The following is a 22390-nucleotide window of genomic DNA, read 5'->3' as shown; positions in this document are numbered from 1 at the left end:
ATTAAAAATATCTAAATAACGGGGTTTGGATACTTTAAAAATATGCCTATCAAGCGCCCAGCACACGCCCTACCCGCTCGCGGATCAGCCCCCAGGCTTCGGGGTTCAGCAGATGGGGCGGGCGCTCGCCACGCAGCAACGCCGCGATCTGCGCCGCCGATGAACGCGCCACATTGCGCCGCCCACCGTGGGTGACGCCTGCCGTGTGAAAGGTCGCGACCACATTGGGCAAGCTCATCAACGGTGCATCCTGGGGCGGGGGTTCACAGGCCCACACATCCAGCCCGGCGCCGCTCAAATGGCCGTTCTTGAGGGCCACGTACAACGCCGCTTCATCATGGATGCCACCCCGGGCAGTCGAGAGGAATACCGCCCCCCGCTTCATCGCGGCGAACTGCTCGGCGCCCATCAAGTGGCGAGTGCTGGCATCCAGCGGGCAATGCAGGGACACAACATCACTGCGCCGCAACAGCTCGGCCAAGCTCACCGGCTGCGCGCCATGGGCCTGCATCTGCTCATCGCGCAGGTGGGGGTCGTAGGCCAGCACCTCCAGGCCAAAACCGCGGGCGATGGTCGCCACGCGCCGGCCGATTTCCCCCAGCCCGATCAGGCCGAGGGTGCGCCCATGGATCTCTTCGCCCATCAGGTCTTCGCGGCTGAAACCGGTGGCGTGGTGCAAGGTGTTGTGGGACTCGACGATGCGCTTGACCACCGCCAGCAGCAGGCCAAACGTGTGCTCGGCCACCGAGTGGGCGTTGGCGCCCGCCTGATTCATCACGGCAATGCCCGCACGGCTGCAGGCGGCGACATCCACGGTGTCGAACCCCGCGCCGCCCGACGACACGCAGAGCAATGCCGGGCACTGCTCGATCAACGCCTGGCCGGCAAACCAGTGCCTGGGCAACTCGTCCTTGGCGGCCGAGACATGGTAGGCATGGGCCTGGCGCAAGGCGGCCAGGGTACGGGCATCGTCGCCCTGGCGCGGCAGCACCTGCAGCGCCAGTTGGGGGTTGGCCTGGATCATTTCGTCAAAGACGGGGTTGATCCAGAAATCGAGGCGACACACCTGCATCACTCGGTTCATCCGGGCTCCTAGGCTTGTGGGTTGGCAGCAGTTGAAGGGCGTGGCTCGACCATGGTGAGCACGATGGCGAAGGTGATCAGCGAGCTCACCCCGAGAAAACCAAACACGTAGTCCCAATTGAAATGGTCGAGCAACAAGCCGACCACAAACGGCGTGAAGGCACCGCCCAGAGAACCGCCGGTGTTGACGATGGACGCGGCGAACGGCACACGTTCCTTGGTGGCCAGGCCCATGGGGTACACCAGGAAGGTCGAATAACCGATGTTGAGCAGGATGCCCGCCAGCAGGAACACCGCCGACAACAGCAAGGGATCGCTGGGCGCGTTGAGCAGCACGACCATCATCAGCACCGTGGCCAGCGAGCCGATCAGCATCGCCGGTTTGCGCCGACGGTCGAACACCCGGTCCGAGAGCCAGCCACCCAGCAGGTTGCCGATGATCGCGCCGACCCACGGCGCGGAGGCCACCATGCCCATCTTCAACACCGAGTACTGCTTGACGGTGATCAGGTAGGTGGGCACCCAGGTCATGATCGAATAGGTAATGCCCACCATCAGGAAGTAGCCCATGGCACAGGCCCACACGTTCCATGAGGCGAGGATGCTTTTGTTGTCGGCCAGCAGCGGCACCTGGCGGGTGCGGATCAGCCGGTCGAACCACGCCGGAATGCGCACCATCGGCTGGACCGAGGCCGCGCCCTGGGCTTGGCTGCCCTGGATATGCTGCAACTCGCTGGCCGAACAGTGCGGGCTGTCGGCCGGATCGTCCTTGACCAGCCACCACCACAACAGGGCCACGAAGAACCCCGGGATAGCGAAGAAAAAGAACACTTCGCGCCAGCCGTACAGGTGCACGATGTAGGCACACAGCGGCGGCACGATGGCCGGCGCCACCTTGATCGACGACATGAAGATGCCCGTGGCCAGGCCCTTTTCGCTCGGCGGAAACCAGCGGTTGATGATCGACACGATGCCGATGTTGATCGGCCCTTCCGCCGCCCCCAGCAACGCCCGCGCCAGCTTGAGCTGCAGCACGCTGGAGGTGAAGCCGATGAGCAAGGTGGCCAGGGAGGTCAGGACCAGCGAACCGGTCAGCAGCTGGCGGATGCCGTAGCGGCCGAACAGGTAGCCGGCGGGGATCTGCACGATGGCGTAGGTCAGGTAGAACAGGCTCGCCAGGGCGCCAATGTCGGTGTTGCTCAGGTGGTATTCCTGTTTGATGAAGGGCACCACCACGCCGATGTTGGCACGGTCGGCACCGGCCACCATGTAGGCCAGGAAAAACAGCGCCGCCACGACCCAGCGGAAACGGCTGGTGGATTTGGAGTCAGCTTTCATTTCTTCACCGATCTTTCTTGGAGTTATGGTCGGTACGCCGTGAAGAAAACCTCACGCCAGTAGGCCGTGAGCGGGATAGTGCCGAGGAAATTTAAGTAGACATAGAGATATTCCGTGAACTAAAAACATTCCAAAAACAGATGAGAGTCACCCTGTGCCTACCTTCAAACAGCTGGAAGCGCTGATTGCCGTGGTCGACCACGGCACCTTCGACGGCGCGGCCAATCGCCTGGGCCAGGTGCAGTCGGCCATTTCCCGGCAGATCCAGGAACTGGAGCACTGGCTAGGGTTTGCGCTGTTCGACCGCAGCGGCCGTGGCGCCCGGCTCACCGCGCTGGCCGCACCAGTGGTGGCCCAGGCCCGCGACGTGCTGTTGCAGCGCGACATCGTCAACAGTTGCCTGATCAGCCCGCAGGTGCTCAGCCGCCGGTTGCGCATCGGCATCACCGAACTCAGCGCCCTGACCTGGCTGCCACGGCTGATCAAGGCGGTTTCCAGCCACTACCCCAAGGTGCGCATCGAGCCGGAGGTCGACCTCAGCGTGCGTCTGCACGGGTTGCTGATGGCCGGCCAGGTGGATGTGATCGTGGTGCCGGATGCGTTCAGCAGCAATGGCCTGATCAAGGTGGCACTCGATGAGGTGCGCAACAACTGGTTCTGCGCACCGGGCGTGCTCGATCACCAGCAGCCTCTGAGCCTGGAAGATTTGAGCCATTGCACCCTGCTCGCCCAGGGCCGGCTGTCGGGTTCCGGCCTGCTGGTGGACAGCTGGCTCGCCACGCACCAGGCCAGCCCCAGCGCGCACATCCCGTGCAGCAGCCTGGCGGCCCTGATCGGCCTGACCGTGTCCGGCCTGGGTGTGACCTACCTGCCCGACATCACCGCCGCGCCCTACTTGCTCAATGGGCAGCTGGTGAAGCTCGATGTGACGCCGCCGCTGCCCACCACGCCCTATGTGGCGCTGGCGCGGGCCGACAGCTACAGCCCGTTTCACCGGCATGTGATGGAACTGCTCGGCGAGCACTGCGACCTGCAACAGGCTTATGGGCGCCCGGCATGATCAACATCAAGCAGATCGAAACCTTTTACTGGACCCTCAAGCTCGGCACCTTGCAGCGGGCCGCCACGCGCCTGTTCATCACCCAGTCAGCCGCCACCAAGCGCCTGCAGGAATTGGAAAAACAAGCCTGCCTGCCGCTGTTCGAACCCGGCAGCCACAAGGTGCAACTGAGCGCCAAGGGCGCCGAATTGCTGGAGGCCAGCGAAGGCCTGATCGCCAGCCTGGCCCGGCTGGACGCCTTGCGCGGCGCCGCCCACCAGGTACAGCGCGCCGTGCGCATGGGGTTGACGGAACTGGTGACCATCACCTGGTTCACCGACTTCGTTGCGCGCACCAAGGCCCAGCTGCCAGACATCAGCCTGCACCCGGACGTGGACCTGTCCGCGCGTTTGCAACGCAAGTTGCTCGACGGTGACCTGGACCTGGTCGTGATCCCGCAGGACTACGTCACCGCCGCCATGGCCTCGATCCCGCTGCAATCGATCAGCTTCACCTGGCTGGCACCGCCGCACCTGTTCCCCGAAGGCACCACGCTGTCCCTCAAGCAACTGGCGCTGTGGCCGATCATCGTGCAAGGCCCGGACTCGGGGATCACCCAGCGCTGCGAGCAGCTGTTTGCCCAGGAGGGTATCGAGTTCAACCACGTGTACGGCAGCAACAGCCTGTTCGCGCTGCTGGCGTTGATCCGTGCGGGGGTGGGCATCAGCTGTTTGCCCAGGGGTTTGTTTGTGGAAGAGATCGAACGCGGGGAATTTCAGGAAGTGACGCTTGAGGTGCCACCGGCGGCGGTGAACTATCACCTGGCGTTTCTCAAGCATGGGCGCACCGCGCTGATTGACACCCTGGCCGACCTGGCGCGCCAGTCGACCCAGGGCGATGCCAGCCGTTAGAGCAACAACCGCGAGAAATCGCAGCAGGCCTGGGCCATCTGCGCCACGTCCTGGTTCAAGCCGAACTGGCGATCGACCCGGTGCAACGCCACATAACGCACGCTCGGCAATTCCGGTTCGGTGATCAACGCACGCAGCGAACCTTGTTCGATCAGATGGGACAGGCACGCCTTGGGCAGGTAGCTCACGCCAATCCCCGACAGCGCCAGGCCCACCTGCACCAACAGGTTGTGGCTGGTGAGCGTGCGCGGCATCTGCACGTTATGGGTGGCCATCCAGCGCTCATAGATCAAGCCGGTGCCCGACTGCGAGCCCTGGGTGAGCACGGTGTAGCTGGCCAGGGTTTCCAGGCTGACCGGGTCGGCGTCAGGGATCAGCCCGGGCGAGCAGATCCAGGCGTTGTCCACGCTTTGCAGCGGGGTGCTGTGAAAACGGGAGTCGCTGTAGGCGTCGGGCACGATCACCAGGTCCAGTTGATCGCTTTCCAGTTTGCGGAACAGTTCGCTGCTGAGTTCCACCGACGGTTCGATCTGCACCTTCGGGTAAGCCTGACGCAGCGCCTCCACCAGGGCCGGCAGCCAGGTCAGCGCGGTCAGCTCGGTGACCCCGAGGCGAAACCTGCGCACCAGCACGTTGCGCGCGCTGACTCGTTCGAGCAACTGGTCGCGGCTGTTGAGCAGGTCGCGGGCGTAGTCGAGCAATTCGCCGCCCTTTTCAGTCAGCCGCGCATTGCGCTTGCTGCGGTCGAAGATCTCCACATCGAAGGTTTCTTCCAGCTCCTGGATGCGCTTGGAGATTGCCGACTGCGACATGTTCAGCTTGTTCGCCGCCGCTTCGAAGCTGCCCAGTTCGGCAATCCAGTAGAGCGCGTCGATTTGCTTGAAGGTGATCATGCCGGCCAACTCATGAGAAAAAGCGATGCTAACACATCATAAAATATCGCTAAAACTGTCCGTTCATCGCTCCTAAGATTTGGCCATAGCCCGTCGCTATCCAACGATTCTGGAGATTTGCCATGTCCTTGCCCGGTTCCCGCATCCTTCCCAACGCACCGATGGCCCCGGCCGAACTGGTGGAGGCGTTCGCCCATGTGGTCACGCCGCACATCAGCGACAACCTGGGCCGGCACATCGGCGCCCGTGGCCTGACGCGCTACAACCGCACCGGCAAGCTGGTGGGCACGGCGATCACCGTAAAGACCCGCCCCGGCGACAACCTGCTGATCTACAAAGCCATGAGCATGATGCAACCCGGCCACGTGCTGGTGGTGGACGGCCAGGGCGACACCAACAACGCGGTGATCGGCGAACTGGTCAAGCTCTACGCCCAGCAGCGCGGCTGCGTCGGGTTTGTGATCGACGGTGCGATCCGCGACGTCGCCAGCTTCGACGACACGCCCTGCTACGCCCGTGCGGTGGTGCACACCGGCCCTTACAAGACCGGCCCAGGCGAGGTGAACGTGCCGGTGTCCATCGGCGGCATGCTGATCAACCCGGGCGACCTGCTGGTGGGCGATGAAGATGGCCTGGTGGCTTTCTCCCAGGCCGATGCCGCCGAAGTGCTGCGCCGCGCCGGGCAACACGCCGAGCATGAAGAAGCGGTGAAGGCCGAAATCGCCACCGGCGCGGTGCGCCAGAGCTGGATCGACAAGGTGCTGGCCAACGCTGGCCTGGCGGACTGAAGGACACCCTGATGAGCACTGCATTTCTTTCCGACCGTGTCCTGGGCATTGCGCCCTCCCCCAGCGTTGCCGCCAATGCCCTGGTGAGCGAGTTGCGCGCCCAGGGCCGTGACATCGTCAACTTCACCGTGGGCGAGCCGGACTTCGACACCCCGCCGCACATCCTGCAAGCGGCCAGCCTGGCGATGCACAGTGGCGACACCCACTACACGCCGACCACCGGCACCCTGGCCCTGCGCCGGGCCATCTGCCTGAAGCTCGCACGGGACAACGGCCTGGTCTATGGCCTGGACGAAGTCGTGGCCGGCTGCGGCGGCAAGCACATCATCTATCACTCGCTGGCCGCCACCCTGAACCGTGGCGACGAAGTCATCGTGCACACGCCGTATTGGGTGTCCTACCCGGACATCGCGCGACTCAACGATGCCACGCCGGTGATCATCCCCGGCGATGAAAGCCTGGGCTTCAAACTCGCCCCCCACACCCTGGAGCAGGCGATCACCCCGCGCACCAAGTGGGTGATCCTCAACAGCCCCAACAACCCCAGCGGCGCGGTGTACAGCGAGGCCGAGCTGCTGGCGCTGGCCGACGTGCTGCGGCGCCATCCCCATGTGCTGATCATGGCCGATGAGATCTACGAGCACTTCGTCTACGGCGACGCCCGGCATGTGCCGTTGACGCGCCTGGCGCCCGACCTCAAGCCGCGCACGCTGATCGTCAACGGCGCGTCCAAGGGCTACGCCATGACCGGTTGGCGCCTGGGGTTTGGGGCCGGCCCGGCATGGTTGATCAGCGCCATTGCCAAGCTGCTGTCGCAAACCACCACCTGCCCCAGCTCCCTGAGCCAGGCCGCTGCGGTGGCCGCCTTTGCCGGCGAGCAGGCACCCATCGCCGACATGCGTGCGCAATACCAGCAACGTCGCGCGCACATGCTGGGGCTACTGGCGGACATCCCCGGGGTGAGCTGCACCCCACCGGACGGCGCGTTCTACGTGTTCGTCAATGTGAGCGCGTTGATGGGCAAGCTCACCCCGGCGGGCGACCGCCTGGAGGACGACACGCAACTGGTGGATTACCTGTTGCGTGACTACGGCCTGGCCACGGTCAGCGGCGCGGCCTACGGCATGTCGCCGTATGTACGCCTGTCGTTTGCCAGTGCCGTGGACGTGATTGAAGAAGGATGCCGTCGTCTCAAAGACGCATGCCACGACCTGCGCTGACGGCTTCTCGCTGCACCGGCGGCCCACCACGGCCGCCTTTCGACTGCCTAGAACAACAACTTAAAAATCATTGATCGCAAATGAGGCATTCCTATGCACACGCCCCGCATCGCGCTGGTCTGGCAAATCGTTATCGGCTTGCTCACCGGCATCGCCATCGGCGCCCTGTTGCACCGCTTTCCCGAGTCCCGCCCATGGCTGGTGGACAACGTGCTGCAACCGGCGGGCGACATATTTATCAAGCTGATGAAGATGATCGTCGTGCCGATCGTGTTTTCCTGCATGGTGGTGGGCATTGCCGGGCACGGTGACGGCAAATCCCTGGGCCGCATCGGGGTCAGGTCCCTGGGCTATTTCTTCTGCATCACCACCCTGGCGATCATCGTCGGGCTGGTGCTGGGCAACCTGCTCAAGCCCGGCGCCGGCACCGAGCTTTCCAGCCTGCACGCCGCCACTATCAGCCTGCCCACCAGCAGCGGCGCCGGGCATAGCCTGGGCCAGATCATCGTCGGGATCATCCCCGACAACGTGATCAGCGCCATGGCCCAGGGCAGCCTGTTGTCGGTGCTGTTCTTTGCGGTGATGTTCGGCCTGGGCGTGTCGCGCTTGCCCGCCGAACGCAAAGACCCGGTCATCGCGCTGTTGCGTGGGGTCAGCGATGCAATGTTCAAGGTCACCTCGATGATCATGGCCTACTCACCGATTGGCGTGTTCGGGATGATCGCGGTGACCGTGGCCAACTTCGGGTTTGGCTCGTTGTTGCCGTTGGCCAAGCTGATCCTGGTGAGCTACGTGTCCATCGTGTTTTTTGTGCTGGTGGTGCTGAACCTGATTGCACGCTTGTGCGGGATCAACCTGTTTGCCTTGATGCGCCATATCAAGGACGAACTGGCGCTCGCCTTCTCTACCGCAAGCTCCGCAGCGGTGATGCCACAGCTGATGAAAAAGCTCGAAACCTACGGCGTGCCACCCTCGCTGGTGAGTTTTGTAGTGCCGGTGGGTTACTCGTTCAACCTGGACGGTGCCTCGTTGTTCCTGGGCATCGGCACGTTGTTTGTCGCGCAGCTCTACGGTATCGACCTGAGCCTGGGCGACCAGGCCTTGCTGGTGGTGACCATGGTGCTCACCTCCAAGGGTGCAGCCGGGGTGCCGGGCTTCATGTTCGTGATTCTTTCGGCCACCCTGGCCAGCGCCGGCCTGCCGTTGGAAGGCATTGCGTTTATCGCCGGTGTGTACCGCTTGATGGAAATGCCCACCACGGCGTTGAACGTGCTGGGCAATGCGTTGGCGCCGTTGGTGATTGCCAAGTGGGAGGGGCATGAACGTCAACCGGTCATAGAGGCAGCGCCTGTACGACGGGGATAAGGACGCAACGCCTATCGAGCAACGCTCACCTGTGACAGCCGGATGCACTGGCGCGCGAGGATCGTGGTGGGGTCCACCAGCGCCACGCGGTGACCGTTGATCTCGAAAGCCTCGCTGTGAGCCAGCACCAACGGCAACTCGGTGCAGCCGAGGATCAACACCTTCGCCCCCTGCTCACACAAGTGCTCGGCCGCCAGCAGCAATTGCTCGCGGCAGATGCCGTCGGTAAACCCCGCCTTGATGCCCCGCTCACCGTAGATCGCCTCCATGACCAGCGCCTGGTAGTCAAAGCCCGGCGTGATTAGCTGCAACCCCACACGCCGCGCCGCGTGGTGATAGACCTGGCTTTGCACCGTGCCGGAGGTGGCCAGCAGCCCGACGGCCTGGCCGCTGCCGTAGTGCTGCGCGATCCACTCCACGGTCTCGCTGAGCATGTTGACGATGGGCACGCGCAGGTGCGGCTGGAGGCGCTCGACAAACGCATGGGCGGTGTTGCACGGAATAGCAATGGCCTGGGCGCCGGCGCTTTCCAGGCGTTTGCAGGTGGCGTACAGCGCCAGGGTCGGGTCGGTTTCATCACGTAGCAGGTTGGCGGTGCGATCGGGAATCTGCGGGTTTTGCTCGACCACCATCTTGATATGGTCCTGGTCTTTGCCGGCCGGCGTGTGGGCGACCACCTTGCCCATGAAGTCCACGGTGGCGGCCGGGCCCACGCCGCCGACGATGCCCAGCTTGAACGGCGCTTGGCGGGCCGGGCCGTCGGCCTGGGTGGCGAAGTCGGCGTAGAGCTGGTTGATGTCGAGTGCGCTGATGCCGCGCCGCTGCAAGTCGCCGCAGACCAGTGACAGCTCGGTCATGCCCGGCACGATCAGCGTGGCGCCCTGCTCTTGCAGGGACAGGCAGGCCTGGTACACGCCCTCCAGCGGTACGCCGTCGAGGTGGCCGTCCTTGATGCCGTTGACGCCGTACATCGCTTCCATCAAGGCAGCCTGCGCCTCGGCGTCGGGGTACAGCAGGTTGAAGTGCTGGCCGAGGTGTCTTTCAAACAGGCCGCAGTGGCGCACGAAGTCCGACGCAATCACGCCCAGGCGCGTGCCAGGCGTAACGCTGCGGGTGATGTGCCGGACCAATGCTTGCATCATGTCGAGCACGGGGACGCCCAGCTCCTGCTGGATCTCCTCGCGAAAGGTCTGGCTGGCGAAACACGGCAGCAGCACCGCGTCCACTTCGCTGTTTTCAAAGGTCTTGCACACCTGGAACACATAGAACTTGCGTGAGGTCATGCTGGCGTTGCGGTCCAGCGGCAGCAGCACGTCCTTGAACGGGTGCTGCTCAAACAGGAAGTGATAGCGGCCCTGGTCCTCCAGCACCGCACGCGACTTGACCAGCTTGTAGAACAGGTCTGCCCCGGCCAGCGAGCCCAGGCCGCCGACGATGCCCAGCCGTCGGGTACTGCTCATGTGCGCACCGCCTGTGGCGCTTCGACGGGCTCTTCTTCGGCCTCCGATTGCGCCACCACCGCCGTGGCGATGCTGTTGCCGACCACGTTGGTGGCGGTGCGCGCCATGTCGAGGAACTGGTCGATGCCAATGATCAGCAGCAACCCGGCTTCGGGCAGGTTGAACATCGGCAAGGTCGCCGCCACCACCACGACCGATGCACGGGCGACGCCGGCCATGCCTTTGCTGGTGATCATCAGCGTGAGCAAGATCAGCAGTTGCTGGGTGAAACTCAGGTCGATGTTGTAGGCCTGGGCGATGAACATGATCGCGAAGGCCTGGTACATCATCGAGCCGTCGAGGTTGAACGAATAGCCCAGCGGCAGCACGAAGCTGGACACGCGCTTGGGGGCGCCGAATTTCTCCAGTGCTTCCATGGTTTTGGGGTAGGCCGACTCGCTGCTGGCGGTGGAAAACGCCAAGAGGATGGGCTCGCGGATCAGCTTGCCGAGAGTGAACACCGAGCGCCCGAGGAACAAATAGCCGGCCGTGAACAGCAGCCCCCACAACAGGACGATCCCCAAGTAGAACTCAGCGATAAGCTTGGCGTAATCGGCGAGCAAGCCCAGGCCATTGGTGGTGATCGCCGACGCAATCGCCGCGAACACACCGATCGGCGCGAAGGCCATCACGTAGTCGGTGATCTTGAACATCACCTTGGCCAGCTCATCCACGGTGTCGGTGATGCGCGTGTAACCGGCGCGCTTCACACCCGCCAGGGCAAAGCCGAAGAACAGCGAAAACACCACGATCTGCAGGATCTCGTTGTTGGCCATGGCTTCGGCGATGCTGCGCGGGAACACGTGGCTGATAAACGCCTTGAGGCTGAAGTCACCGGTATTGACCGGCACCGCCGCCGCCGCGTTTTGCACCACTTGCAGGTTCATCCCCGCACCGGGCTGGAACAGGTTGACCAGACCCATGCCCAGCAGCAACGAGACCAGCGACGCCGTCACAAACCACAGCATCGCACGCAGGCCGATACGCCCCACCGAACGCGAACTGCCCAGGCTGGCGATGCCGCCCACCAACGTGGCGAAGACCAGTGGCGCGATGATCATCTTGATCATGCGCAGGAAGATGTCGGTGACCATCGAGAAATACCCGGCCAGCTCCTTGGCGCCCTGCTCGCTCCCTGCATAGTGATGACACGCCCAACCCACCAGCACGCCCAAGGCGATGCCGGCTGCAATTCGACGGGGAAGTTTGTTGTGCTTCACAGTGCTGCCCTCATGTGGTTTTTGTTGTGTGGGTGATGGGCAGAAATTCTAGGGACCGCTCACAGGCCTCATGATGAGTAATCCGGCTAACCCCATGCGCTTTTGGAATAGTTAGCGAAAAGCCACGCCTGGCCTGGGCGCGGCGACATACACTCAAGGCTCACACCCTGGAGATCGGGCATGCAGATCAAATGGTTGGACGACCTCTTGGCCATCGCTGAGTGGAAGAATTTCTCCCGCGCTGCCGAAGTGCGGTGCGTGACCCAATCGGCGTTGTCGCGGCGCATCCGCTCACTGGAAGAATGGGTGGGCGCCGAACTGGTCGACCGAGGCACCTACCCCGTGCAACTCACCGCCGCCGGCCAAGCCTTCTGCACCGAAAGCCGCGACGCCCTCGCCGGCCTGATGCGCCTGCGCGCCAGCCTGCGCGAAGTGGAACGCATGCCCGGGCGCTCGATCCAGGTGACGGCGGGGCACAGCCTGTCGATGACCTTCCTGCCCAAATGGCTGGCGCAGTTCCAGCGCCAGACCGAACAGTTCAATGCGCGCGTCGTGGCCGCGAATATCCATGACGCGGTGATCGCGCTGGAAGAAGGCAGCTGCGACCTGATGATCGTCTACCACCACCCGCTGGCGCCGATCCTGCTCGACCCGCAACGCTTCGGCAGCCTGGCCCTGGGGCATGATGCGTTTATCCCGTTGTGTGCTCCGGATAAACGCGGTCGCCCGCTGTACCGCTTGCCCGGAACAGCCGGGAAACCGGTGCCGCATTTGGCGTATACCGCGACGACTTTTTTGGGGCGTGTGGCTGAAATCGTGATCAAGAATGGGCCGTCACCCGTTGTGTTGGAGCGCTGTTATGAGGCGGATATGGCGATGTTGTTGATGCGCATGGCCATCGAGGGCTATGGCGTGGCGTGGTTGCCGCAGAGTGCGGTGGTGGATGAACTGGAGCGAGGGGTGCTGGTAAGGGCTGGTGGGGAGGAATGGAGTACGCGGTTGGAGATTCGCTCGTATTGCGCGGTGGAGAATCAGAATCCGACGATGAGGAAGTTGTGGCGGGCGTTGGAGGGGCTGTGAATAGAGCGCGACTGAAATCTCGTTGAAACCTCTGGTGATACGTCTTCTGGGACGCAGGTGCTTAAAAAGTACTGAGGCGCTCTAACCCGAACTTGCTGATTGCTAGCGCACTTGGAACACGAAAGTTAGTCGCGCCGGACAACTATCATGACCCATTACTGTTGAAAACCAGGCTCAACTATTTCTCCATTCGAAAAGACAGAGACTATAGATCCTTCCCAGCCATAGACAATCATACCTTTATCAACATGCTCCACCTCGAATCCCGTTTCAAAACACCCTCCTTGCCCAACAATGTCAACTGACGCTCCAGGCTTAATCAGGTATTCTTCAGCCCAGGGCTCGATAATAAGCAGCATCACTGCTTCACTTCCATTGATGCAATTAATTCTCTGCATAGACTTCGCTCCCAACTGCTAACATTTCCCTGGCCAACGCAATACAATGCCGCCACCTTGAAAGATAGATTTTCTTTCAAAATCAATCATATCTAAAATTTTCTGTAATTTTTCTGGATCAGCAGCAACACCGAAATGATAAGCCAGCTTCGTAGGGGTTTCTTCAGACTTTTTCTTAACGACCCAATAAGGAATATAAAATCGTCCTTGAAGGATAGCCTCTAACCAAAGCGGCTCAGCGTCTGCCACCATTTCATAAGGTCCATATGTCAGATCTACACATACAAGAACCCGATTACCAGACACACTGTGAATCATACGCCCCCCCTATTTTAGTTCGCGATAATCCGAATCGATCAAGTCAAGTATTGCTTGCAGCTTTTCCACATCTACCACCGGGCCAAAATAGTACTCAGCCCCTCCGAGAAACTGTAAGTCTTTGGGCTTGCCGATCCAGTAAGATACGTAATACTTGTCATCTAGCAAGTCTTCAAGATCCATACTGTCTTCGTAGCTCGACACGCGAACATAGGGACCATACGTAGGGTGTTCGATCAGTAATATTTTTTGGCCGGTTATCGAATCAATCATGCTGCCCCCTTTCTAGCGCGTTGAGTTGGAGTATAAAACACTGTCACACATCTCTCGCACCTTCTAAAAAAACACAAGTATTTTTAGTGCTACGACCCTTCAACCAAACAAATTCAAATGGATAATCTTACCCTTTGATGCCACTAATATATTCATAAGCCTGTCAAACGCTTCAGAAACAAAACCTACCTCCTCTGGGGACAGTAGCACATTCATTATCTGCTGCTCACTCGGGCAGTCATAAACATCGATAGCAATCCACCCCTTAGACCAAAAATCGACGGTTACGAGTTTGTTCAGACCTTCCAACTCAACTCTTTCAAGGTCCCCAAACTCTCCATTGGCAAACGACGAGCGCTCCAACATAAAATCATCCAACAATGACTTAATTTCATCACAAAACTGGTCAACTTGCATAAAATTCCTTATTTCTTGCTCAGGCCAACTATAAACTCGATGTTAAATTCGGGCAGACTGAATCGTAGAGTTTTATCATACTCAAGCCAGAAGCCGCCTCATTCAAAATTGTAGCGCATCCTTAAGACCGTAATGAGCGGCCGAGCCCCGGGCGCGCTGTTTCAAGCCCAGCATATTTATCCGACACACAGCAGCGCGTGGGACAGGCCCGCTTGCTACAGGGGTGCGAAGTTCAAGGCAAACAAAGCATGCATCTTCTGTAGGACTTTCTCTGTCTGGCTTCCCGACGTGGACTCGAACCAGGGACCCAATGATTAACAGTCATTTGCTGGCTGTTAGACGCACCGGGGCCACGACGAAATGTGGCGCAGAAATAGGATTGCTGCATAGCGTGGGTCGCATGAATGCGTCACGCCAGGAAAGTTAGTCGGGTTGGGTTGGCTTGTCAAAGCAGGGGAAATCAATGATCTGTAGGAAAAGGGGACAGATATGGTCAGCCATTAATCTGGAATTTTCCCTTGAAATGGATTCTGAGCACCGGCATACGCTCCATGACCATCACATTTGTTCCCCTGAGCCCCGCGATTTAAATTAATAGTTTTACCGGCATAGTCCACACTAAACCTAAGTGTTTTGGAAAAGCCAGTATTCGCCTTTGCAGCAACGAATCAGATTATCTCGGCGAAAACCTTCTATGCAGAAATGCTTTATAACTTTCAGGAGCCACACTTATTAGCTCTTCCAGCTGGTCACCACGAACTAAAGACCAATCAACTATTGACTCGACGAAGTAGTACAAATACTCAGGACAGACACTCAACTCCAATTCAAAACTTCGAAAAAACTCTAAAACACTTTGAAATGAGTTTCTTTGCACCAGAGCCCGACCTAAAGACTCGTACGCAGATATATAATATGAATTTTCAATAATGCCATCCATCCCGCCTAGGTCTTGCAATGACCCCTCCAAAACTTCGGCAGAAAGGAAAGACGAAGAAACCAGCCACAAAACAAAACTTTTTAAACATTCATCGGCCAAGAGCATTGTCAAGATCCTTAATTAATTGCTTAGCAAAATCAATATCCCGCTGACTGTAAGGATATTTGCCCGGCGGCTGATTATTGGCATTCCTAACTAGCTCACCTAATCTATTGCTGACCTCAATTGCCTTTTGCTCATGGCCAGCAGGAGATAACATTTCGCCTGTAGCTTTTTCATAACGCACAGCGTCGGCCAATCCGCCGTTTCCGACCCTGCTACCAGTTTTAACCGCACCGTAATACGAAGTCAGAATCTTTTCAAACTGATCACTATCTGCTGGCCGATAAGTAGGCCCAAATCCACCCTTGGGCGCATCCACGCTAGCTTTTCCACCGGCCACTACCTCCTCGGCGGCAGCTCCCGTATCCCCGACGACTGCACCGCCAGCATTCGCACCAATCTCTGACGCGCCACCCGCACCGGCCCTGGTCCCCGCTCCAGCCAATGCTTCATCTGAAGACTTACTGAACATTCCAGTAAGTCTCCCCAGCCAACCTTCCGCCCTCACCGCCAACAACTCCGGAAAAAGGCCAGTCAATATAAACAGAGATATCTCTGCTTTGAGCTCGTCGACTGCGGATGTCGCTGGCTGTAGTGGCGCCCCGCTATCATCAAACCATGATCCAGTTGGATCGTGAAACCCCTGATCATTGTACTTTTCCGCCGTGCCGCCAATCAGGCTACCTGTCGCCGGGTTCCCACCCGCGGCTCCCGCAGCAATCAAACCAATGATCTGCGCTGTTCCGATCTTCAGCTGGCTTCCCGCGTCGCTTAGGTCAGCCGCCTCAAAGCGTGAGCTGACATACTCCGCCAACAAGCCATTCGCAATGGGTGTCAGCCCTTGAGCCACACCGCCTGCAATTGCTCCACTGGCAAAACTCTCTCCGCGAGCCTTGGCGATCAGGCCACCCAATGCCGCATGCAGTACCAGCTTCTCAGCTATCTTGGGGGCAACGTCCAGATTCGCCGCCAAGTCACCAATTTTCTTGTTCCCGATTGCGGCACCTAGCTCAATGCCTTCACCAATGAACGCCTCTCCCAGATTCGAACCTAGGCTTCCGCCGGTAATGACTGTAGAAACGCTGCCGTTGATGAGTGCATGGGTGCCACTTCTCAGGAGAGTATCGGCCCAGTTTTCCGGTTTGAGCATGCTTGAGGCGTAGCCAGGATTCTGTATCGGCCCGCTGGAGACAACTGTTGAGCCGCCATTAGTCGCTCCACTCGCATCGGAAAACCACTTCGTGTCTGCGTAGTCGATTAGACCCGCCGTCACGCCCGCAACAGCAGCGTTTTTCAAGCTGCCCGCACTGAACGTTTCTTTCACCGCCAACCCAAGATTGCCCTTGTTGTTGATGGTGCTCGTGACAGCAGTTGTCCCCAGGCTTGTCGCCACGGCCAAGTTGGCGCCCTGCAACCCGAAACCTGCAGGGCCCATGATGAACGACATCAAGATTGCGATGGCGATCTTCGCCCCCGCCCCCAACCCGGAAGACTCGTACTTGAAGCTATTGTGAATTTCCTTGACCTGTCGCCAATCGATGTCGCCACGCGCTTCTGCTTGCTTCATCCAGGCGAGATTCGGGTCGGCTTGAACCATCGCATCAATGGTTTGACTGACGCTTTGCTGGTCGACTTGTTTGATGTCGATTCGAACGCCTTCAACAGCCTTGATCACCAACTTACCCTGAGCAATCAAGGCGCTTTGCCGCAGCGTCTCGTCTGTCTTTCCTTCGCCCTTCATCTTGTACCAAGCCAAGTCGCCCTTGCTCTTGGTATGGCTCTCGTCGTGATAGTCCTTCACACCCTCGAACACGATGCGGCCACCGCTATCCAGCGTCAGGTCCTTACCGCTGTCCAGGGTTGCCACTTGGTAACGTTGATCGCCGCCACTTTTGAGTGTGAGATTGCCACCCGTCTTGATTTCACTCCCGAAGTTCGTGTGCTGCGTTACCTCATCGCGTTTCGCCGCATTGCTCCCCCAACTGCCTTTTTTGGTCATGTCATAGAGGGAGTAGTCGCGGTTGAGCTCTGCCAACAAATTCAACTTGTTCCCGGCAGCCAGGTAGGCCTCATTTCCGGCGTCGATCTTGCTGGAGACCATCGTCACATCGTGCAGCGCAGCGACTTTTACATCCCCACCGGCCTCAATCGTTGTGCCCTGCTGCCGAGCATGCTCTTCTTCCTGGTTGATCTTCTTGCCGCTACGCTTGTAGCGATATTCGCTCGACTCCTCGTTGGCAGCCGCGAGGAGGCTCACGTCAGTGCCTGATAAGTTGACGTCGCCACCGGCTTTAATATGACTGGCAACCATCGTCAGTTCATTCGTCGCATTAACCTCAAGATCTTCACCGACCTTGATCTCACTGGCGTGCTGCACCGTCTGGCTTTGATCCCAGAAATGCCGTTTGTCCTGGCGCATCGACCCGGTTTCTTCGCGAGCCGCCGCGATAACAACATCGTTACCCGCGCTCAACGACGCGCTCTTGCCTGCCGTAATGGCCCCGCCCACGTTCAGCAGGTCGCGAGCGGCATGCATCGTCAGGTTGTTTCCAGCTTCAATGCTCGCAGCGCTATCTACGACTGCAGTCTTGGAGCTGAAACCCTTCCCACTGTTCTCGATCGTGGTGATGGTCCGGTCGTTGCGGATATCGCCGGTCAACGTGCTCAGCTCAACATTCTTGCCCTTGAGGATGCCGCCCTGCATGTTCACCAGGTCCTTGCCTGCGATCAACTTGAGCTTTTCACCAGCCTCAGCCAGGCGTGTATTCACCAGATTGCCGCCCGCCGCTGCGGACAGGCTTTCACTGGCGCGCAAGGTCCCGGCGTTCTTCAAGTCCGCACCGGCAATCAGCGTCACATCCTTGCCTTGAATCAGCGCGCCATCCGCCGTCAGGCGATTGTTCGCCTGGGCCATGTACAACACGGGCACCAACACGTGTTCACCATTGACCACCTGGTCTTCCATCCAGACGATGTCGTGGGTCAGTGCGGCGACTTGTTGTGAGGTGAGGCTTACACCCACGGAAAGGTTGAGTTGATCCTTGCTGGCAATGGCATTGTTCATCAGGTACTTGAACATGCCTTCATCGGTGGTCTGGCCAGCGATGAAACGTTGGCCGGTTCGGGCAGTAACGGCTTGTTGGATCAGGCGCTGTTCATAAAGGCCGTCACCCAGGCGTTTCCAGCTGGTTTCGGGGTCATAGCCGAGGTGGCCGAGCAGGTAGTCCGAGCTCATGAATTGCTTGAGGTCGGTAAAGGCAGAGTTGGTTTCGACCAGGTATTTAGGGCCAACAACTACGCGACTGGCGTCCGAGCCCTGGATGTTGGCCTTGCTCAGGTCCTGGCTGTTTTTGGCGGCAGCGGCGCTATCGACCACATGGAACAAGCCATTCGTACCGCTCGGCAACGTGAAGCCTGGCAGGGTGGTCGGGTTGACTTGTTGCTGCGCCAGGTCGGGTGGCAATTGCGGGTTCAGCACAACCACGGCGGGTTTGGTCACCGCAGTGGCGCCGCCTTTGTCCGGAACAGGTGTAGGCGGCGCGAACTGTACGATGCTGCTGTTTTCCAGCTGCTGGGTAGCCAAGATACTGACGTTGCCACCCGCTTGAATTACCGAGGCAATCGGATCGCCCGGGGTAACGGTGGTGGTATCACCTACCAGGCTGAAGGAGTTGAGTGCGCCAACCGGCAACACCTTGGGGTTAGGTTGTGCGTTGTAGGGGTAGATCCAGTTCGCACGGAAGCGGTCATCGGTACCGTCAGTTATGCGGCCTGTGTTCCAGGTACGTGTACGCGTGCTGGTGCCGGTAGTCGCGCCGATGTTGGCGAAGTTATCCGCGGTGATCACCAGGTCGGCACCCGAAGCCATGGTGCTGTATTTATTGAGCACGCTTGAACCGTCGACGGTCAGCTTGGCGCCACTCTGGATCGAGGAACTGGCCGAATCCGTTGCCACCACACTCTTGGAGACTTCGTGTGCCACATAGTCGACGTTGTGGTGGTCGCCACCGCAGTCGTAACAGGTCACGCTGAGGTAGCCCGAGACAGCCTCATCGACCGTGCTGAATACGTCCTTGCGGTTGATCACGCTGTCGCTGCGCACCAAAACATCGTCGGTGGCTTCGATATGACTGGAGATGTTTTCCAACGACGCACTACGTGCCACGCCGTCGCGAGCCATCATGCTCAGGCTGCCCAGGCTGTAGATATCGGCGTAGTAATTGGTCAGGTTCTTGAAGCGCAACGCCATGTCGGTGCCGCTGAAGATCAGGCCGTGGTCGTTGCGCACGGCTTCGGCGTTCAGATCCACCTTGCCGGCACCACCGAGGGTACCGGTGTTGATGACGTTGGTCGCGGTCAGGGAGAACGCCCCGCCGCTGGTGATGCGCCCGGCATTGGTCCAGGTGTCGCCCTGACCGGTGAAGCGCTGGCTGGCGGCAAGCTTGCCGGTAGCGGCCTGGTTGAACTGGCCTACGGTGACGTTCAGTACATCGGCTTGAACGTCGGTACTGTTATCCCACTTGGCCGCATCGATGGTCAGTGTGCCGGCAGTGGCGACGCTGCCGCCGATGTTGCTGAACTTCGCCAGATCGACGCCAAAGGTCCCGGTGCCGACGTGCTGGATGTTGCCCCCCGCGTTATTGAAGCTGGCCATGCGCAACGAGACGTCATGGTTAGCCGCTTCGATCATGCCGCTCTGGTTATCCAGCAACTGCGCACTGGCCACGCTGGCGGTGCCTTGTTGGCCCAGGGAACGTAACTTGCCGTTCTGGTTGTTGATGGAGGCGGCGTCGATCAGCAAACCGCTGCTGCCCTCGACAAGGCCTGACTGGTTGCTCAGTGCGCCGGTCAGGCCCAAATCGATGGCGTCGCCGGCCGCGCGGCCCTGGGTGTTGTTGAGGTCGTGAGCGCGCACCACCAGCTGTTGCTTGGCCAGCACGGCGCCGCCCTGGTTGTCGAGGGTGGCGGTGGTGATCAGGGCATCGCCATTCAAGGCAGACACCTGGCCGCCGTTGTTGAGCACGGCCTGCTGGGCACCGAGGTTGAGCGACTGAGCCTGAATCAGCCCCGCCTCGCCGGGCGTGCTGAGCGACTTGCCGTTATCCAAAACAGACGCCAGGGTGGTCTTGAGTTTGCCCGCGACACTCGCCAAAACGCCCCCACGGTTATCGACGCCGTCGGCATCAATCGTGAGGTCGCCTGTTTGCGTGATGACGCTACCGTCTCGGTTGTTGAGCCCCTCGCTCAACGTAGCGGTAATACCGCTCTGGCTGAGCAGGCTGCCGGTGGTGTTGTCCACCGCACCGCCGTTGATCGTCAGGCCCTGCTGGGTGCTGATAATGCCTTTGCCGGTGTTGATCAATTGCTGGTGGGCCGTAAGGCTCATGGCATTGGCGGACGCGATGTAGCCGTCAAGACTGTTATCGAGGGTGTCGGCTACCAGGGTGAGCTGGCCCTGGCTGATCAACTTGCCGCCTTGCTGGCTGAACGTTTTGGCCGTGGCGAGGATGTCTCCCTGACTGGTGATCTGACCCTTGGCGTTTTCAATGGTCGTGCCATCAAGGGTCAGGGTGTTTTGGGCGGTGATCTTGCCGCTGGTGTTGTCGAGGCTGGCTACATCCAGGCCGAGCGTGTCCTGGCTGCTGATCACGCCATCAGTGTTTTTTACCGCCGCCGCGTTCAACGTTTGCTCGCCGCCGCTGGCGAGTGTGCCTTGGTCTCGATTATCGAGTGTGCCGCTGAGGGTGGTCTTGACCGCGCCCTGCCCCGTCAAGGTGCCGCCACGGTTGTCCAGATCCTGCGCGTCAAGCGTCAGGCGGGCGTTGGCTGAAAGCGTACCCGCCCGGTTGTCGAGTGCTTCGGCAGCGGTGGCCTTGAGGTCGCGGCTGGCGACAACGCTCTGGCCACGGTTGTCGATGCGCTTGGCGGTGAGCACCACGTCACCCGTCTGGTTGCGGGTGTTCTCCGGGGTAACGCCGGCTTCGATCATGCCCAGGTTTTCAAGCTGACCCGCACTGGTCAGCGCAACGCTGTCTTGGGCAGCGATGGCGCTGCGATTGGTCAACGTACCTTGGGTGGTCGCTTCAACGCGGGTGCCGGCGTAGATCTTGCCCTGAGCGTCCAGGCTCTGTGCCTTGATGACAACCGCTTCGGCGGCGGTGGCTTGCACCAGACTCAAATGACCATTGGCATCCAGTTGCATGTCACCGCCACTGGCGAGCATCTTGCCGTCGAGCTTTACGCCCACACCGGCTTCACTGCTGACCAGCTTGATTGCGCCGGCATACATACCGCCCAACGCTGAAGAGTCGATGGCCAGTTGAGGGGCGGTCGCCGGGTCAGCGGCACGCGCCGTGGTTTTGAGGGTCTTGGCATCGACGTCATTGGCGCCGGCGATGATCGCCAGGTTCTTGGCCTGGATCTCGGCATTGAGCTTGGCCGAGCGGGTGATGATTTCGAAGCGGTCGATATTGTTGGCGTTGAGCCCGGCGCCTTCGATGGAGACACTGCCCTTATCCACTTGATAGCGGCTGACCTGGCCGTTCTCGATAACCGTCTTACCCGTGGTCAGCGTCGCCTGTGGGGTGTTGATAAAGCCGCAGCCGTTGCAGGTGATGCCGTAGGGGTTGGCGACGATCACATGGGCCGACTGCCCCGCCACTTCGGTGTAGCCGCGAAGCTGGCTTGGGCTGCCACCGTTGACTTCATTGAGGATGGTGCTGGCGGCGCGACCGTTGAGGTTCGAGTTGCCAAGGATGATCCCGCCCAGTTGCGTGGACTCGGTCCGATTGGTCGCGTTGTTAAGGATGAGCCCGTTGGCGCCAACGTTGTAGTCCTTGAACTGGTTATGCGACAGCCCGCTGGCATTGGGCGCCGCGATATTGACGATGGGCACGCCATTCGCTGCCTGGCCCAGGCTGGTGCCGGGTGCGCTGACCACAATGCCGTCCGCCTGTGCCAGCAACGGCTGCCAGAACATGGCGTTGGCCAACACCAACGCCAACCCGCGTTTGGGCAGCCCCAAGAAGTTGGAACGACTTTTCAGGGCCGCAGAAGGTTGGCGCGCAAGGAAGGCGAACTGGCGAACGTCCATGTGATGTCTCGATGCCCAGAAGGCGGTAAAAATTTAAAGGAAGAAATCCAGGCGGAAATAGATCGGCGCTTCACGCTCGGTGATCGGCCCCGGTCTTTCCAAAGAGTGTGCGAAGGTCACCGTGGCGGCGACGTTCTGGCCGCGGGCAAACAGGTCGACCGAGTTGCTGCTCATGCGCCCATGCTGCTCGGCGTTATAACGGCCGTGGCTGATCACGCCCTGGTCGTAGCCGAGGCTGGTGCCGTACTCGCTGAACACCGGTTGCAGCCAGGCCCAGGTCACCGGGCGGCTCCAGCGCAGGTCGTTGCGCCAGTAGCCGCCGCTGTCGCCGCTGAGGGTCTGGTCCTTGTAGCCACGAATCGACGACTGCCCGCCCAGGCTCATGCGTTGTGGGCTGAAGAGCACGTCTTCGC

General features: G+C 60.1%; 18 protein-coding genes. 6 read left to right on the top strand and 12 right to left on the bottom strand.

Features of this window, described 5'->3' with window-relative positions:
- Positions 1–49: 49 nt before the first annotated feature.
- Positions 50–1084, bottom strand: a complete 1035-nt coding sequence (locus HX792_RS25140) for a hydroxyacid dehydrogenase (RefSeq protein ID WP_176998611.1) — start codon at positions 1082–1084, stop codon at positions 50–52.
- 8 nt (positions 1085–1092) lie between these two features.
- On the bottom strand, positions 1093–2421 hold the full coding sequence (locus HX792_RS25135) for an MFS transporter (RefSeq protein ID WP_176998610.1): 1329 nt from the start codon (positions 2419–2421) through the stop codon (positions 1093–1095).
- Positions 2422–2575: 154 nt separating this feature from the next.
- On the opposite strand from HX792_RS25135, the gene HX792_RS25130 reads away from it, so the two are divergent.
- A complete protein-coding gene (locus HX792_RS25130; protein WP_176998609.1) occupies positions 2576–3481 on the top strand; it encodes a LysR family transcriptional regulator in 906 nt (301 codons plus the stop codon).
- Positions 3478–4371, top strand: coding sequence for a LysR family transcriptional regulator (locus HX792_RS25125; protein ID WP_176998608.1), 894 nt, complete (start codon positions 3478–3480; stop codon positions 4369–4371). The genes HX792_RS25130 and HX792_RS25125 overlap by 4 nt, the downstream gene beginning before the upstream one ends.
- Here the strand turns inward: HX792_RS25125 and HX792_RS25120 are convergent.
- Positions 4368–5264 (bottom strand): LysR family transcriptional regulator, encoded by an 897-nt coding sequence (locus tag HX792_RS25120; RefSeq protein WP_176998607.1) that lies wholly within the window; start codon positions 5262–5264, stop codon positions 4368–4370. The genes HX792_RS25125 and HX792_RS25120 overlap by 4 nt on opposite strands.
- Before the next feature lie 122 nt (positions 5265–5386).
- On the opposite strand from HX792_RS25120, the gene HX792_RS25115 reads away from it, so the two are divergent.
- The 3 genes from HX792_RS25115 (at position 5387) to HX792_RS25105 (ending at position 8637) form a co-directional block, all read left to right on the top strand.
- A complete protein-coding gene (locus tag HX792_RS25115; RefSeq protein ID WP_176998606.1) occupies positions 5387–6052 on the top strand; it encodes an RraA family protein in 666 nt (221 codons plus the stop codon).
- Between the two features lie 11 nt (positions 6053–6063).
- Positions 6064–7272, top strand: a complete 1209-nt coding sequence (locus HX792_RS25110) for a pyridoxal phosphate-dependent aminotransferase (protein WP_176998605.1) — start codon at positions 6064–6066, stop codon at positions 7270–7272.
- A gap of 93 nt (positions 7273–7365) precedes the next feature.
- Positions 7366–8637, top strand: a complete 1272-nt coding sequence (locus HX792_RS25105; RefSeq protein ID WP_176998604.1) for a cation:dicarboxylate symporter family transporter — start codon at positions 7366–7368, stop codon at positions 8635–8637.
- 11 nt (positions 8638–8648) lie between these two features.
- Here the strand turns inward: HX792_RS25105 and HX792_RS25100 are convergent, their stop codons facing one another.
- Together HX792_RS25100 and HX792_RS25095 are read right to left on the bottom strand one after the other, a co-directional pair.
- Entirely contained in the window at positions 8649–10097 is a 1449-nt protein-coding gene (locus tag HX792_RS25100) for an amino acid racemase (RefSeq protein ID WP_176998603.1), read from the bottom strand.
- The gene (locus tag HX792_RS25095; RefSeq protein WP_176998602.1) at positions 10094–11356 is read right to left on the bottom strand and encodes a dicarboxylate/amino acid:cation symporter; all 1263 of its coding nucleotides are present in this window, start codon (positions 11354–11356) and stop codon (positions 10094–10096) included. Before HX792_RS25095 ends, HX792_RS25100 begins: the two co-directional genes overlap by 4 nt.
- A gap of 180 nt (positions 11357–11536) precedes the next feature.
- Here HX792_RS25095 and HX792_RS25090 point away from each other — a divergent pair, with 180 nt between their 5' ends.
- Positions 11537–12436, top strand: a complete 900-nt coding sequence (locus HX792_RS25090; RefSeq protein WP_176998601.1) for a LysR substrate-binding domain-containing protein — start codon at positions 11537–11539, stop codon at positions 12434–12436.
- A 155-nt stretch (positions 12437–12591) separates the two neighbouring features.
- On the opposite strand, the gene HX792_RS25085 is transcribed toward HX792_RS25090, so the two are convergent.
- The 7 genes from HX792_RS25085 to HX792_RS25055 all read right to left on the bottom strand — a co-directional run.
- Positions 12592–12834, bottom strand: coding sequence for a hypothetical protein (locus HX792_RS25085; protein ID WP_176998600.1), 243 nt, complete (start codon positions 12832–12834; stop codon positions 12592–12594).
- Between the two features lie 18 nt (positions 12835–12852).
- Positions 12853–13152 carry a hypothetical protein gene (locus HX792_RS25080; protein ID WP_176998599.1) on the bottom strand — a complete coding sequence of 100 codons (300 nt, stop codon included), beginning with the start codon at positions 13150–13152 and terminating at the stop codon, positions 12853–12855.
- 9 nt (positions 13153–13161) lie between these two features.
- Entirely contained in the window at positions 13162–13425 is a 264-nt protein-coding gene (locus tag HX792_RS25075; RefSeq protein ID WP_176998598.1) for a hypothetical protein, read from the bottom strand.
- Between the two features lie 99 nt (positions 13426–13524).
- A complete protein-coding gene (locus HX792_RS25070) occupies positions 13525–13842 on the bottom strand; it encodes a hypothetical protein (RefSeq protein ID WP_176998597.1) in 318 nt (105 codons plus the stop codon).
- A gap of 673 nt (positions 13843–14515) precedes the next feature.
- Positions 14516–14887 (bottom strand): hypothetical protein, encoded by a 372-nt coding sequence (locus HX792_RS25065; RefSeq protein ID WP_176998596.1) that lies wholly within the window; start codon positions 14885–14887, stop codon positions 14516–14518.
- Positions 14871–21977: a filamentous hemagglutinin N-terminal domain-containing protein gene (locus HX792_RS25060; RefSeq protein WP_371319381.1), complete on the bottom strand. Its 7107-nt coding sequence runs from the start codon at positions 21975–21977 to the stop codon at positions 14871–14873. Before HX792_RS25060 ends, HX792_RS25065 begins: the two co-directional genes overlap by 17 nt.
- Positions 21978–22010: 33 nt before the next feature.
- On the bottom strand, positions 22011–22390 hold a 380-nt coding region (locus HX792_RS25055; RefSeq protein ID WP_218172776.1), incomplete at its 5' end, for a ShlB/FhaC/HecB family hemolysin secretion/activation protein.

The sequence above is a fragment of the Pseudomonas sp. B6002 genome (assembly GCF_013385985.1).
Lineage (GTDB): Bacteria > Pseudomonadota > Gammaproteobacteria > Pseudomonadales > Pseudomonadaceae > Aquipseudomonas.
This window is presented reverse-complemented; position numbering and strand designations above follow the sequence as displayed.

Coding starts and splice junctions, on each gene's coding strand:
- HX792_RS25075 (WP_176998598.1), bottom strand. CDS start 13,425: ATGATTGATTCGATAACCGGCCAAAAAATATTACTGATCGAACACCCT.
- HX792_RS25100 (WP_176998603.1), bottom strand. CDS start 10,097: ATGAGCAGTACCCGACGGCTGGGCATCGTCGGCGGCCTGGGCTCGCTG.
- HX792_RS25110 (WP_176998605.1), top strand. CDS start 6,064: ATGAGCACTGCATTTCTTTCCGACCGTGTCCTGGGCATTGCGCCCTCC.
- HX792_RS25085 (WP_176998600.1), bottom strand. CDS start 12,834: ATGCAGAGAATTAATTGCATCAATGGAAGTGAAGCAGTGATGCTGCTT.
- HX792_RS25125 (WP_176998608.1), top strand. CDS start 3,478: ATGATCAACATCAAGCAGATCGAAACCTTTTACTGGACCCTCAAGCTC.
- HX792_RS25060 (WP_371319381.1), bottom strand. CDS start 21,977: ATGGACGTTCGCCAGTTCGCCTTCCTTGCGCGCCAACCTTCTGCGGCC.
- HX792_RS25080 (WP_176998599.1), bottom strand. CDS start 13,152: ATGATTCACAGTGTGTCTGGTAATCGGGTTCTTGTATGTGTAGATCTG.
- HX792_RS25140 (WP_176998611.1), bottom strand. CDS start 1,084: ATGAACCGAGTGATGCAGGTGTGTCGCCTCGATTTCTGGATCAACCCC.
- HX792_RS25105 (WP_176998604.1), top strand. CDS start 7,366: ATGCACACGCCCCGCATCGCGCTGGTCTGGCAAATCGTTATCGGCTTG.
- HX792_RS25070 (WP_176998597.1), bottom strand. CDS start 13,842: ATGCAAGTTGACCAGTTTTGTGATGAAATTAAGTCATTGTTGGATGAT.
- HX792_RS25090 (WP_176998601.1), top strand. CDS start 11,537: ATGCAGATCAAATGGTTGGACGACCTCTTGGCCATCGCTGAGTGGAAG.
- HX792_RS25135 (WP_176998610.1), bottom strand. CDS start 2,421: ATGAAAGCTGACTCCAAATCCACCAGCCGTTTCCGCTGGGTCGTGGCG.
- HX792_RS25120 (WP_176998607.1), bottom strand. CDS start 5,264: ATGATCACCTTCAAGCAAATCGACGCGCTCTACTGGATTGCCGAACTG.
- HX792_RS25115 (WP_176998606.1), top strand. CDS start 5,387: ATGTCCTTGCCCGGTTCCCGCATCCTTCCCAACGCACCGATGGCCCCG.
- HX792_RS25065 (WP_176998596.1), bottom strand. CDS start 14,887: ATGCTCTTGGCCGATGAATGTTTAAAAAGTTTTGTTTTGTGGCTGGTT.